At 72.3% G+C, this 13,361-nt stretch carries 14 protein-coding genes; 7 read left to right on the plus strand and 7 right to left on the minus strand.

Annotated elements, in window-relative coordinates:
* Positions 1-2 precede the first annotated feature (2 nt).
* The 4 genes from FHS38_RS24785 (at position 3) to FHS38_RS24800 (ending at position 4,178) form a co-directional block, all read left to right on the plus strand.
* The gene (locus tag FHS38_RS24785) at positions 3-737 is read left to right on the plus strand and encodes an urease accessory protein UreF (RefSeq protein WP_184736985.1); all 735 of its coding nucleotides are present in this window, start codon (positions 3-5) and stop codon (positions 735-737) included.
* A 168-nt stretch (positions 738-905) separates the two neighbouring features.
* On the plus strand, positions 906-1,601 hold the full coding sequence (ureG, locus tag FHS38_RS24790; RefSeq protein ID WP_184736987.1) for an urease accessory protein UreG: 696 nt from the start codon (positions 906-908) through the stop codon (positions 1,599-1,601).
* Positions 1,598-2,407: an urease accessory protein UreD gene (locus FHS38_RS24795; RefSeq protein ID WP_184736990.1), complete on the plus strand. Its 810-nt coding sequence runs from the start codon at positions 1,598-1,600 to the stop codon at positions 2,405-2,407. Before ureG ends, FHS38_RS24795 begins: the two co-directional genes overlap by 4 nt.
* A gap of 169 nt (positions 2,408-2,576) precedes the next feature.
* The gene (locus FHS38_RS24800; RefSeq protein WP_184736992.1) at positions 2,577-4,178 is read left to right on the plus strand and encodes an alpha/beta hydrolase; all 1,602 of its coding nucleotides are present in this window, start codon (positions 2,577-2,579) and stop codon (positions 4,176-4,178) included.
* Between the two features lie 81 nt (positions 4,179-4,259).
* On the opposite strand, the gene FHS38_RS24805 is transcribed toward FHS38_RS24800, so the two are convergent.
* Entirely contained in the window at positions 4,260-5,102 is an 843-nt protein-coding gene (locus FHS38_RS24805; protein ID WP_184736994.1) for a TIGR02452 family protein, read from the minus strand.
* 253 nt (positions 5,103-5,355) lie between these two features.
* Between FHS38_RS24805 and FHS38_RS24810 the strand changes: the two genes are divergently transcribed.
* Positions 5,356-5,739, plus strand: coding sequence for an SSI family serine proteinase inhibitor (locus FHS38_RS24810; RefSeq protein ID WP_184736996.1), 384 nt, complete (start codon positions 5,356-5,358; stop codon positions 5,737-5,739).
* A gap of 13 nt (positions 5,740-5,752) precedes the next feature.
* Here FHS38_RS24810 and FHS38_RS24815 read toward each other — a convergent pair whose 3' ends face one another.
* The 5 genes from FHS38_RS24815 to FHS38_RS24835 all read right to left on the minus strand — a co-directional run bounded on the left by FHS38_RS24815 (position 5,753) and on the right by FHS38_RS24835 (position 10,281).
* Entirely contained in the window at positions 5,753-5,911 is a 159-nt protein-coding gene (locus FHS38_RS24815; RefSeq protein ID WP_184736998.1) for a hypothetical protein, read from the minus strand.
* Positions 5,912-6,031: 120 nt separating this feature from the next.
* Entirely contained in the window at positions 6,032-6,982 is a 951-nt protein-coding gene (locus FHS38_RS24820) for a cytochrome c oxidase assembly protein (RefSeq protein WP_184737000.1), read from the minus strand.
* Positions 6,983-7,107: 125 nt separating this feature from the next.
* The gene (locus tag FHS38_RS24825; protein ID WP_184737002.1) at positions 7,108-8,133 is read right to left on the minus strand and encodes a 6-phosphofructokinase; all 1,026 of its coding nucleotides are present in this window, start codon (positions 8,131-8,133) and stop codon (positions 7,108-7,110) included.
* 153 nt (positions 8,134-8,286) lie between these two features.
* Positions 8,287-9,015, minus strand: a complete 729-nt coding sequence (locus tag FHS38_RS24830; protein ID WP_184737004.1) for a type 1 glutamine amidotransferase — start codon at positions 9,013-9,015, stop codon at positions 8,287-8,289.
* A gap of 27 nt (positions 9,016-9,042) precedes the next feature.
* A complete protein-coding gene (locus FHS38_RS24835) occupies positions 9,043-10,281 on the minus strand; it encodes a MurT ligase domain-containing protein (protein WP_130876545.1) in 1,239 nt (412 codons plus the stop codon).
* 164 nt (positions 10,282-10,445) lie between these two features.
* Between FHS38_RS24835 and def the strand changes: the two genes are divergently transcribed.
* Positions 10,446-11,084, plus strand: a complete 639-nt coding sequence (def, locus tag FHS38_RS24840; protein WP_184737006.1) for a peptide deformylase — start codon at positions 10,446-10,448, stop codon at positions 11,082-11,084.
* 62 nt (positions 11,085-11,146) lie between these two features.
* Here the strand turns inward: def and FHS38_RS24845 are convergent, their stop codons facing one another.
* Entirely contained in the window at positions 11,147-11,791 is a 645-nt protein-coding gene (locus FHS38_RS24845) for a TetR/AcrR family transcriptional regulator (protein ID WP_184737008.1), read from the minus strand.
* Between the two features lie 151 nt (positions 11,792-11,942).
* Between FHS38_RS24845 and FHS38_RS24850 the strand changes: the two genes are divergently transcribed.
* Complete coding sequence (locus FHS38_RS24850; protein ID WP_184737010.1) at positions 11,943-13,169, plus strand: acyl-CoA dehydrogenase family protein; 1,227 nt, start codon at positions 11,943-11,945, stop codon at positions 13,167-13,169.
* Positions 13,170-13,361 lie beyond the last annotated feature (192 nt).

The following is a 13,361-nucleotide window of genomic DNA, read 5'->3' on the forward strand; positions in this document are numbered from 1 at the left end:
CCATGGACACCGATACCTGCGCCCCGGGTGCCGTGGAACCGCCGGACGGCCCGGGCCCGTCCGCCGCTCGCGCCGCCCTGCTCGTCCTCGCCGACGGGCGGTTCCCCGCCGGGGGGCACGCGCACTCCGGCGGCGCCGAGGCGGCCGTCAAGGCCGGGCGGATCCGGGACGCGGCCACGCTGGAGGCGTTCTGCCGGGGGCGGTTGCACACCACCGGGCTCACCGCGGCCGGGCTGGCCGCCGCCGCGACGGCCGGGCTCGATCCGCTCGACCTGGACGACGCGGCCGACGCCCGCACCCCCTCGCCCGCCCTGCGCGCCGCCGCGCGCAGGCTCGGCCGTCAGCTGACGCGGGCCGCCCGCGCCGCATGGCCGTCGCCCGAGCTGGACGCCCTCGCCGCCGCCCGGCCGCGCGGCGCCCACCAGCCCGTCGTGCTCGGCCTCGCCGCGCGGGCGGCGGGGCTCGCCCCGCTGGACGCCGCGTACGCCGCCGGGTACGAAGCGGTCAGCGGACCGGCCACGGCGGCCGTGCGGCTGCTGAGCCTGGACCCGTTCGACGCGACCGCCGTACTGGCCGGGCTCGCGCCCGCGCTCGACCGGGTCGCGCACGAGGCCGCGGAGGCGGCGCGGCGTGCCGCGTTCGAGGGTCTCGACGTTCTCCCGGCGGTGTCCGCGCCGCTGCTCGACATCGCCGCGGAGCAGCACGCGGCGTGGCCTGTGCGGCTGTTCGCCTCGTGAGCAACCGGGGCTCCGCCCCGGACCCCGGTCCTCAAACGCCGGACGGGCTGAACCGCTGCCCGGAACCGGGCTGGATGTCTCGCCGGACCGGCGGAATCTCCGGCCCGTCCGGCGATTGAGGACAACCGCGCGCAGCGCGGTCCCACCAGCGAAACCTCCGGAGGAAACATGCACCTGGACCACCCCGACGCCTTCCCCCACCGCCACACCTACAGCGCGGCCGACCCCCACCGCCCCGACGGCACCCGCCGTGCCCTGCGTATCGGTCTCGGCGGTCCCGTCGGGTCCGGGAAGACCGCGACCGTGGCCGCGCTGTGCCGGCTGCTGCGCGACGAGCTGTCCATCGCCGTCGTCACCAACGACATCTACACCCGCGAGGACGCCGAATTCCTGCTGCGGCACGCCGTGCTGCCGCCCGAGCGGATCACCGCCGTCGAGACCGGGGCCTGCCCGCACACCGCGATCCGTGACGACATCTCCGCCAACCTCGAAGCCGTCGAGGACCTGGAGGACGCGGTCGGGCCGCTCGACCTCGTCCTCGTGGAGTCCGGCGGCGACAACCTCACCGCCACCTTCTCCAAGGGCCTCGTCGACGCGCAGATCTTCGTCATCGACGTGGCCGGCGGCGACGACATCCCCCGCAAGGGCGGCCCCGGGGTGACCACCGCGGACCTCCTCGTCGTCAACAAGACCGACCTCGCGCCCTACGTCGGCGCCGATCTGGAGGGCATGGCCCGCGACGCCAAGGCCCAACGCGGCGACCTCCCCGTCGTCTTCACCTCCCTCGTCGCCGAGGGCGGCGTACGGCCGGTGTCCGACTGGGTGCGCGAGCGGCTGGCCGGCTGGGCCGCGGTCGCGCCGTGACGTCCGCCGTCGCAGGTCCCGCGGTGGACGCCGGGCTGCGGGCCGCGGCGCACATCGTCGCGGCTCCGGACGGCCGGGGCGGCACGGGACTGCCCGTGCTCGACGGCGCGGGGCCGTTCGCGCTGCGCCGGCTGCGGCCGCAGGGGCCGGAGGCCCATGTGCGGCTCGTGGGCGCCATGAGCGCACCCCTCGGCGGTGATCTGCTCGGCCTCACCGTGGAGGTGGCGGACGGCGCTGCCCTGCGGTTCTCGACCACCGCCGCCACCATCGCCCTGCCCGGGCGCACCGGGGCCCCCGCCGCGTACGACACCCGGATCCACGTCGGTGAGGGCGCCACCCTGCGCTGGCTCCCCGAACAGCTGATCTCCGCCCGGGGCAGCGATCTGCGGAGCACCACCCGTATCGAACTCGCCCCGACGGCCCGGCTGGTGCTGCGCGAGGAACAGGTGCTCGGCCGCGTGGGCGAGGACCCGGGACGGCTGGCCTCCCGGCTGACCGTGCGCCGCGCCGGCCGCCCGCTGTTCGACCAGGAGCTGACGTACGGGCCGGGGGCGCCCGGTTGGGACGGGGGCGCCGTGCTGGGCGGGCACCGGGCCGTCGGGCAACTCCTCGTCGTGGACCCGGCCTTCGAGGAGCACCCCGTGCCGCCCCGCCTCCTCGGTACGACCGCCGCGCTCACCCCGCTCGCCGGACCCGCCGTCGTGGTGAGCGCGGTGGCCCCGGACGCCCTACGGCTACGAAGGCTGCTGGACGCGGGAGTTACGACCGTCTTCGACGGAGATGGCGGGGTACGGGCGTTTTGGTGAGTCGGGGGTCGTCGGCGACACATGTGCCACCCCGGGTTTCGTCATCCTTACAGATTAGTAAAGAACGTCCGTACGACCTGTCCATTGTGGCAATGGAGGCGAAAGGATCCCCCTGCAGCTCCGTGATCATCGTCGCGCGTACGCGGCGCATCAGCAGGGGGAAAACCACGTGAGACCTACAGCAATATTCGGTGCGGCCGGCACCGCGGTGACGGCCGCTCTCGTCGCCGGGCTCCTGGCCGCACCGGCGGCCGACGCCGGCGAGCGCGTGCCGGGCGGCGCGGCCGAGGCGAAGGGCGTGCAGATCGCCGCCGCCAAGGCGGCGAAGAAGGGCATCAAGTGGCAGGACTGTCCTGCCGCCTGGGGCCTGGAGAAGCCGATCCAGTGCGGCTTCGTGACCGTCCCCGTCGACTACACCAAGCCGAACGGCCGCACCATCGAGATCGCGGTGGACCGGGTCCGTTCCACCGGTAAGGCGAGCGAGCGCCAGGGCTCCCTCCTCTACAACCCGGGCGGCCCCGGCGGCTCCGGCATGAAGTTCCCGCGGCGGGTCACGACCAAGAACCCGCTGTGGACGAAGACGTCGAAGGCGTACGACTTCGTCGGCTTCGACCCGCGCGGCGTGGGCCACTCCGCCCCGATCTCCTGCATTGACCCGCAGAAGTTCGTGGCGGCGCCCAAGGCCGACCCGGTGCCCGACAGCGAGGCCGACAAGCGCGTCCAGCGCAAGAAGGCCAAGGAGTACGCCGACGGCTGCCACGAGCGCAGCGGCGCGCTGCTCCCGCACCTCACCACGATGAACACCGCCCGTGACGTGGACGTCGTCCGCGCCGCCCTCGGTGAGAAGAAGCTCAACTTCCTGGGCATCTCCTACGGCACCTACCTCGGCGCCGTCTACGGCACGCTCTTCCCGAGCCACGTCCGCCGCATGGTCGTCGACAGCGTCGTCAACCCCGCGCAGGACAACATCTGGTACGAGGCCAACCTCGAGCAGGACGTCGCCTTCGAGGGCCGCTTCAAGGACTGGGCGAAGTGGGTCGCCAAGCACGACGGCGTCTACCACCTCGGCAACACCCAGGCCAAGGTCCTCAAGCAGTGGGAGAAGCTCCGCGCCTCCGCCAAGAAGAAGCCCATCGGCGGGGTCGTCGGCCCGGCCGAGCTGATCAGCTTCTTCCAGGACGCGGCGTACTACGACTCCGCGTGGGTCCCGGTCGCCGAGACCTGGAGCAAGTACCTCGCCGGTGACGAGAAGGCACTGGTCGAGGCGGCGGGTCCGGACCTGTCCGACACCGTCGGCAACGCCGCCAAGGAGAACGGCAACGCCGTCTACACCGCCGTCGAGTGCGCCGACGCCAAGTGGCCCACCAGCTGGAAGAAGTGGGACCGGGACAACACCCGTATCCACCAGCAGGCCCCGTTCATGACCTGGGCGAACGCCTGGATGAACCTGCCCTGCGCCACCTGGAAGTCCCCGCAGGGCAACCCCCTCGAGGTCGCCACCCACAAGGGTCTGCCCCAGACGCTCATCGTCCAGAGCACCCGTGACGCCGCCACGCCGTACGTGGGCGCGGTCGAGCTGCACAAGCGCTTCAAGGGCTCGCGTCTGATCACCGAGAAGGGCGCCGGCTCGCACGGCGTCGTCGGCCTGGTCAACCCGTGCATCAACGACCGGGTGGACGCCTACCTCGTCGACGGCAAGCTCGACGCCAAGGACGTGACGTGCGCCCCGCACGCCACCCCCGAGCCGCCGAAGGCCGCCGCCGCGAAGTAAGGCGACGACAGCAGCGAGACCGGGCCCCGGTCTCCCCTCAGGACGAGGGGAGACCGGGGCCCGGCTCGTTTCCCGCGCCCGTCAACGCTCCGGCGCGGCGAAGACCCTCGCGAAGGCCGCCCTGGTCGGGGAGTCGGCGGTGCGGTCCAGGACGCCGAAGACGACGTGCTCGAAGCGCCCCGCGAAGCGGCCCTCACCCGTCAGATGGCCGTGGAACGCCGCCGCGACCTGTGCCGGGTCGTTGCGGAAGACCCCGCAGCCCCAGGCGCCGAGCACCAGCCGGCGGTAGCCGTGCGCCGCCGCCACCTCCAGCACCCGCCCGGCCCGGGTGGCCAGCGCGGCCGGGACGCGTGCCGTGCGCTCCGGCTCCCGGCGGGCGATCACTCCCGCGTTGGGGGCGGGGGAGGTCAGGAAGCCCGCGGTGAAGGGGGTCTCCAGGAGCGCGCCCCGGTCGTCGCGGAACACCGGCACACCGGGGGAGTGGATGACGCGGTGGCTGTAGAAGGGGCTCGGATCGGCACGGTGCGCGGCGTAGAACTCCGGCACCTCGCGCAGGCACGTGTAGAGCGCCGACCCGCGGCACAGCGCCTCCTCCTGGGCCTGCGCGCCATTGAGGTAGCCGCCCCCGGGGTTGCGGGCGGAGGCGAAGTTGAGCACCGCGACCGTGCCCTCGGCCGCCACCCGGCGCGCGGCGTCCAGGCTGCCCTCGGCGGTCACCTCGAACACCGTCGCCCCCACCCCCGTCCCCGCCCCGGCGCCCGGCTCCGGCACGGGCACCGGTTCCGGCCCGTACAGCCGGGTTCCCCGTACCGCCCGGCCGATCGCCGCCGCGAGGTCGACGGTCCGGCCGGCCGGGGTGGTGTAGCCACCGGTCGCGACGATCTCCTCGGTCTCCTTGGCGATGCCGCGCAGCCGGGCGCTCATATGCGATTCCTTGTCATGGTTCCCTTGTGATGATCATTACGGAGCGCCGAGAGTACGGGGCGCGTCGTTTCTCGGCCACGCCTTTTCCCGGCGGTCCGGGAGAGGGCCGGGGGCCGGACGCCGTGACGCGCCGCCGACCGGGTGATCACGCGCCGCCACATGGCCTACCGGCCGGTGCGGCCGCTTGCCGTGCGGGGCCCGGGCGGGTGGCCTGGGTGGGGGCACCCCCGCGCCCGCGCCCCAGGAGGCACAGATGTCCGTACGTACCACCGTGGTCGTGGCGACGGCCGCCGCGCTGACCGTCCTCCCCATGGCCCCGGCAGGCGCCGACGAGCCGGGTCAGGGGCGGCTCTTCCTGACCGTCTCCGGCGTCCAGGACACCTGGATCCGCGGCCTCCAGCTGGCCTGCCCGGGTCCGGGCCACCACCCCCATGCGGGCGAGGCCTGCGCGAGCCTGGCGCGGGCGCACGGCGACCCCGGCGCGCTGACCGGCGACCGTCACCTGTGCACGCGCGAGTACGACCCGGTCACCGCCAGCGCCGACGGCACCTGGCACGGCCGCGTCGTCAACTGGCGCAAGACCTTCCCCAACGCCTGCGCCCTGGAGTCCGCGACCGGACGCGTCTTCCAGTTCTGAGGTCGTCCGCTCCTCACGACCCCCGTGCCACCAGTGCCCCCAGGGTCACCAGCATCAGCACCACCCAGGTGAACCACAGCCAGCCGTTGCTGCCGAGGGTCACCGAATAGGCGGTCACCACGACCAGACCGCCCACCGTCAGCCCCGCCATCGTCTTCGTCGATCCGGGCATGCCCCGCACCTCCTCACGGCGGCCCCGACGTCGACCGGAGGCGTAAACGCGCGGACCGCGGCCAGGAGACCATCGTCTCCCGGCCGCGGTCCGTACCGCCATACCGCTGTCGCCGCCGGCTCACTGCCCCCGCGTCCGGAGCGAGGCCAGATACGCGTTGTAGGCCGCCAGCTCCTTGTCACCGTCCCGGTCCGCCGTCCGGTCCGAGCGCCGTGCCTGCCGCTGGTCGGAGCGGTACCACTGGTACACCAACGCGATCAGCACCACGACCGAGGGGATCTCGCTGAACGCCCAGGCGATGCCGCCGCCCGCCTGCTGGTCCGACAGCGGGTCGATGCCCAGCGAGGCCGGCGGGTGCATGTACGTGCCGATCATCGGCTCCGAGGCCATCATCAGCGCGATGCCGAAGAACGCGTGGAACGGCATGCCGGCGAACAGCTCCAGCATCCGCATCACATATCCCGGCCGGTGCGGGCCCGGGTCGACGCCCATGATCGGCCAGAAGAACACCAGACCCACGGCGAGGAAGTGCACCATCATCGCGATGTGCCCGGTCCTGCTCTCCATCAGGAAGTCGAAGAGCGGGGTGAAGTACAGGGCGTACAGGCTCGCGATGAACAGCGGGATCGTGAACGCCGGGTGCGTGATGATCCGCATGTAGCGGCTGTGCAGCAGCGCGACCAGCCACTCGCGCGGCCCCTTGCGCCCGCGCCCCGCCGTCGGCAGCGCCCGCAGGGCCAGCGTCACCGGGGCGCCGAGCAGGATCAGGATCGGCGAGAGCATGCTGATGACCATGTGCTGCACCATGTGCACGCTGAACATGACCATGCCGTACTCGTTGAGCTTGGTGCACATCACCAGCGCGACCGTCAGCACGCCGAGCACGAAGGCGACCGTACGGCCGACCGGCCACGCGTCACCGCGCCGCCGCAGCCGCACCACGGCCCAGCCGTACAGGCCCAGCCCCAGCAAGCAGCTGATCATGAAGAACGGATCGCCGCTGAACTCCAGACCCCGTCCCAGGGTGAACGGCGGCAGATCCATCATCATGCCGTGCCCGCTGTGATCCATCCGCTCTCTCCCATTTCGCACCAATGCGCCGGGACCAGAGTAGAGCCGCCCCCGGCCGGGACTTCGGCCGGGGGCGGCTCCGCGGGAACGCCCCGGGAACGGTCGGGAAAGGCGTGCGGGTCAGCTCACAGCACGCACTCGACCTCGGCGTACCGCTCCTGCGGCACGGTCTTCAGATGCTCGACGGCGGCCGCCAGCGGCACCAGCGTGATGTCCGTACCGCGCAGGGCGGTCATCATCCCGAACGCGCCCCGGTGCACCGCCTCCACCGCGTGCCAGCCGAACCGCGTCGCCAGCACCCGGTCGTACGCCGTGGGCGTACCGCCGCGCTGGACATGGCCGAGGATCACCGGACGGGCCTCCTTGCCCAGGCGCCCCTCCAGCTCGACGGCCAGCTGCCGGGCCACACCGGCGAACCGCTCGTGGCCGTAGACGTCCGTGGCGCCGATGTCGAAGTCCATCGTGCCCTCGCGCGGCTTGGCGCCCTCCGCGACCACCACGATCGCGAACCGCTTGCCCGCGTCGAAGCGCTGCCCGACCACCTTCGTCAGCTCGTCGATGTCGAAGGGGCGCTCCGGCACGACGATGGCGTGCGCGCCCGCGGCCATGCCCGAGTGCAGGGCGATCCACCCGGTGTGGCGTCCCATCACCTCGACGATCAGCACCCGCTGATGCGACTCGGCGGTGGTCTTGAGCCGGTCCAGGGCCTCCGTGGCCACGCCCACGGCCGTGTCGAAGCCGAAGGTCACATCGGTCGACGCGATGTCGTTGTCGATGGTCTTGGGGACGCCCACGATGGGCAGTCCGGCGTCCGAGAGCAGCCGGGCCGCTTTCAGCGTGCCCTCGCCGCCGATCGGGATGACGGCGTCCAGGCCGAGATCGGCCACATGGCCCTTGGCCTGCTCGACGCCGTCGCGCAACTGGGCGGGCTGTACCCGGGAGGAGCCGAGGATCGTGCCGCCGAGGGCCAGGATGCCGCCCACCGCGTCCAGGTCCAGCTTGCGGTAGTCCGCTTCCAGCAGACCGCGCCAGCCGTCGTGGAAGCCGATGACCTCGTCGCCGTGGTCGACGACGGCTCGGTGCACGACGGACCGGATGACGGCGTTGAGTCCGGGGCAGTCGCCGCCGGAGGTGAGTACACCAATGCGCATGACAGGGAACCTTCGCAACAAGGGCCTTGAGGCCGGACCCCGTCGTCCGGCTGGATCCCCGTCACCCTACTAGCGAGGGGTGACGGGGGCCGCGACCATCCATCATGCGGGCGCCGTGCGGGCCCTCGCGGGGCCCGCACGACCGTCGCACCGTTACGCGGGCTGGCTGGCCGCCGCGATCCGCTCGGCACGCAGCGCGTCGTACCACCGGTCGTCGACCGGCGGCAGGGCGTTGACGTCCAGGGCCAGCTTGATCAGCAGGTCCGCGATGTGCGGGTTGCGGGCCATGACCGGGCCGTGCATGTACGTACCGAAGACCGTCTCGTTGTACGCGCCCTCGGTGCCGTCACCCGTGCCGTTGCCCTGGCCGAACTGCACCCGGGCGAAGGGGCGGGCGGTCGGGCCGAGGTGGGTGACGCCCTGGTGGTTCTCGAAACCGGTCAGGGGCGGCAGACCCAGCGGCGCGTCGATGTCGGCCAGCACGTCGCCGACGCACCGCTCGCCCTCGCCGCGGGTGCTGACGACGTCCAGCAGACCCAGGCCCTGCTCACGCTGGCCGAGGTCGTTGATGAACTCGTGGCCCAGGATCTGGTAGCCGGCGCAGACCGAGAAGACGATCGCGCCGTTGGCGACGGCCCGGTTCAGACCGCCGTCGCGGCGCAGCCGCTCGGCCGCCAGCCGCTGCGGCCGGTCCTCACCGCCACCGATCAGATAGATGTCCCCGGACGTCGGGATGGGCTGGTCGGACCGCACGTCCACGCGCTGGACGTCGAGGCGGCGCTGCAGCGCGCGCCGCTCCAGGACCAGGGCGTTGCCCTGGTCGCCGTAGGTGCTGAGCAGGTCGGGGTAGACCCACACCAAACGCAGACTGTTCTGGCTCATGCTCACAATCCTCAGTCTTGAGTGGGGTCAGTTGCCGACGCGGCGGCGGACGTCCTGGAACGCGGTGTAGTTGGCGATCAGCTCGATCCGGCCGGGCGGAGCCGCCGCCACCGCCTCGTCGACGCTCTCGCAGACCCGGAAGTCCAGGCCCGCGACCTCCAGTCGCACCGCGAGGTCCAGCTTGCGGTCACCGATCACGAAGATCGGGTGCCCCGCGAGCCGGGGGTAGTCCACGTCCCACAGCCAGGAGGTGTCCGTGCCGTCGGCACCCCGCGCGTTCACCGACAGGATCACCGGTGCGGGCGGGCCGTCGATCAGCGAGAACGTCTCCAGCCAGCCGGCCGGGTTCTTCGCCAGCAGCAGCCGGATCTCGCGGTTCATGTAGGTGACCACGTCGAACCGGCCCGCGACCGCCTGCACCTGGTACATCCGCTCCAGGGCCACCTGCGGCGGCACCCCGAAGGTGGCCGCCACGGCCGCCGAGGTCGTGGCGTTCGCCTTGTTGGCCCGGCCGGGCAGCTGAAGGTGGATCGGCCACGCGCTGCCGTGCGGGTCGAGGACGTAGTCGCCCGACAGCGCCCAGCTCGGGGTCGGGCGGCGGAAGCCGCACTCGCCGCAGAACCAGTCGTCGCCCGGGCGCTGCATCACGCCGCCGCACGACGGGCACGACCAGGCGTCGTCCTTCCACTCCTGGCCGGCCGCCACCCACACCACGTTCGGTGAGGAGGAGGCGGCCCATACGATCAGCGGGTCGTCGGCGTTGGCGATCACCACGGCCTTCGTGCCGGCCAGCCCCTCGCGCCACTTCTCGGCGAGCATCCGCGTCTCCGCGGCGCGGTCGAGCTGGTCGCGCGAGAGGTTCAGCAGCGCTATGGCCTTGGGCGAGACGTCCCGGGCGACTCCCGCCAGGTACTTCTCGTCCACCTCGATCACGCCGTAGCGCGCGTCCGAGCCGCCGGCCAGGGCGGAGGTGATGCCCGCGGGCATGTTCGCGCCCAGCGCGTTCGACACCACCGGGCCGCTGGCCCGCAGTGCCTCGGCGATCAGCCGGGTCGTGGTCGTCTTGCCGTTGGTCGCCGACACCAGGACCACGTCCAGGTGGGTCGCCAGCCGCGCCAGCAGATCGGGGTCGAGCTTGAGCGCGACCTTTCCACCGATCACTGATCCGCTGCCGCGGCCCGCGGCTCGCGACACCGCCGCAGCAGCCTTGCCCGCCGTCACGGCCAGCTTGGCCCGCGGCGACAGCGGCCCCGTGTTGCCTGCCATCGTCCTAGATCCTCCTTGCATCCGGCGCCGCGCCTGTCCCTGGTCCGCCGGTGGAACGCCCCCTCCGCGCCGAATCGCCAGCCGGGAGGCTTCGGTCGTGGTGCAGCCTATCGAGATCCGGCCGTGGGCCCGAACCCGCCGTCCATGGAACGTAGGCTGGGGGGATGCGAAAAGGTCTCATCCCCGGCAGCTCCGGACACGTACGACCCATGCGGCTGCTTGGCGATCAAGGCCTGCGCACCCCCTGCGAGGAGGTCACGGACTTCGGCGCCGACCTCGCGAAACTCATCGAGGACATGTACGCGACGATGTACGCGGCCCGGGGTGTGGGCCTCGCCGCGAACCAGATCGGCGTCCCCTTGCGCGTCTTCGTCTACGACTGCCCGGACGACGAGGACCGCCGCCACCTCGGCCACCTCGTCAATCCGCGGCTGGTCACGGCCGACGGCGACATCTACCCCGGTCCCGAGGGCTGTCTCTCGCTGCCCGGCCTCGAAACCGGCACCCCGCGCTTCGACCACGCCGTCGTGGAGGGCTTCACCGCGGACGGCTCGCCCACGCGGGTCAGCGGCACCGGCTTCTTCGCCCGCTGCCTGCAGCACGAGTGCGACCACCTCGACGGCGGGCTCTACATCGACCACGTGACCGGGCTGCGCCGCCGCCGCGCGCTGCGGGCCGCGCGGCGCGCGCCGTGGTGGGAGCCGGGGACGGCGGAATCGGCCTGGAACGCGTCGGCGAACACGTCCATCGGTACCGGGTCCGTCCGTCCCGGCCGCCCCGGATCCGTACGCGCCGAGGCGTAGGCCCCCTGGGCCCGGGGGTGTCCGCTCGGGCGTACGACGACCTTGCGGACACACCCCGGGGCTCAGAAGCCGGGGCCGTCCGAGCGGTCGCCCGCCACGGCCAGCCGGCCCCACAGCAGATCCGTGAGGTGCCGCACCAGTTGCGCGCGCGGGAACGGCTGCTCGCGCAGCCACCAGTCGCCGGCGGCGTGCATCATGCCGACGATCCCGTGCCCCCAGGTGCGCGCGAGGTCCTCACCGCCCGGCCCGAGGTCGACCCGCTCGGCGATCACCCGGGCCAACTCCTCGCCCATCCGCCGCAGCAGGGGGGCGGAGTGCCGCCCCACGTCGAAGCCCTGGTCCGAGGACTGTCCCTCGTCGGCCGGGTGCATCAGGAACCGGTACACCTGGGGGCGGGCCTCGATCGCCGCGAGATAGGCGTCGAGCGTCGACTCGACCCGCTCGCGGCGGGCCACCGGCGCGTCCAGCGCCGAGCGCAGCCCGTCCAGCAGCCCGTCCGTGTGCCGTACGGCCAGGGCCCGGTAGAGCCCTCCCTTGTCCCCGAAGTGGCGGTAGAGGATCGGCTTCGTGATCCCCGCCTCGGCCGCGATGGCGTTCATCGACGCCCCCGGACCGTCCCGCAGCACCACCCGGTCCGCAGCCTCCAGCAATTCCCTGCGCCGCTGCTCCGCCGCCCGCTGCTGATCGTCCCGCTGAGTGGTTTCCATATGACGTGCCTCCCCGCCCCCGTGCTTCTGTAACGCCTGCGCAACGTAACACCCGCACCACGCAGCGGATCCGACGGGCAAGGGAGTTGACAAGGCTACTGACGGGTAACAGACTCGCGTTACCGGGAGTAATGATCGCTCTGGAGGGGCCGTGGCGGAGTTCACGATGGAGCTGAACGAGGACCAAGTGGGCGTCCGCGACTGGATCCACGGCTTCGCGGCCGAGGTGATGCGCCCGGCCGCCGCCGAGTGGGACGAGCGCGAGGAGACCCCGTGGCCGGTCATCCGGGAAGCGGCGAAGATCGGCCTGTATTCGCTGGATTTCTACGCACAGCAGTTCCTCGACCCCACGGGCCTCGGCATCCCCGTGACCCTGGAGGAGCTCTTCTGGGGTGACGCGGGACTCGGTCTCGCGATCGCCGGTACGGGGCTCGCCGCGATCGGCGTCTTCACCAACGGCACCGACGAGCAGATCGGCACCTGGGTGCCGCAGATGTACGGCGACGCGAACGACGTGAAGCTCGCCGCCTTCTGCTCCTCCGAGCCCGACGCGGGCTCGGACGTCGCCGCCATGCGCACCCGGGCCGTCTTCGACGAGGCCAAGGACGAATGGGTGCTGACCGGTACCAAGACCTGGGCGACCAACGGCGGCATAGCCGACGTCCACGTCGTCGTCGCGGTGGTCGACCCCGCGCTCGGTTCCCGCGGCCACGCCTCCTTCATCGTCCCGCCGAACACCCCGGGGCTGTCCCAGGGGCAGAAGTTCAAGAAGCACGGCATCCGCGCGTCCCACACCGCCGAGGTCGTCCTCGACGGCGTCCGTGTCCCCGGCCACTGTCTGCTGGGCGGAAAGGAAAAGCTCGACGAGCGCCTGGCCCGGGCCCGCGAGCGCGCCGCGAAGGGCGGCGACCGCGGCCGGAACGCCGCGATGGCCACCTTCGAGGCCTCCCGCCCGGCGGTCGGCGCCCAGGCCGTGGGCATCGCCCGCGCCGCCTACGAGGTCGCCCTCGACTACGCCCGTACCCGCGTCCAGTTCGGCCGCCCGATCATCGACAACCAGGGCGTCGCCTTCCAGCTCGCCGACATGCGCACCCGGATCGACGCGGCCCGCCTCCTGGTCTGGCGCGCCTCCTGGATGGCCGCCACGGGCAAGCCCTTCACCTCGGCGGAGGGTTCGATGTCGAAGCTCTTCGCGGGGGAGACGGCGAAGACTGTCACGGCACAGGCCATGCAGATCCTGGGCGGGAACGGCTATACGCGGGAGTACCCGGTGGAGCGGATGCACCGCGATGCCGCCATTTACACCATTTTCGAAGGGACCAGCGAGATCCAGCGGCTGGTGATCGCCCGGGCCGTCTCCGGGGTGCCGATCCGGTGAGCGAGGGCCCCAAGGGCCGGGAAACAAAAGACGTTGCGCCCTCGGCGTCCGTCGTTACAGTGGTACCCGTCCAGGTGCGACAGGTGATCGTTACTTCTCCTTCCCAGAGAGAGACCCGGGTTCGAATCCCGGCCGGTGTGTTCGGACACCGGTAGCTCAGCGGCCCAGAGCGCTTCGTCACGATCGCCGCCT

This window comes from Streptomyces netropsis (assembly GCF_014203545.1).
Lineage (GTDB): Bacteria > Actinomycetota > Actinomycetes > Streptomycetales > Streptomycetaceae > Streptomyces > Streptomyces netropsis.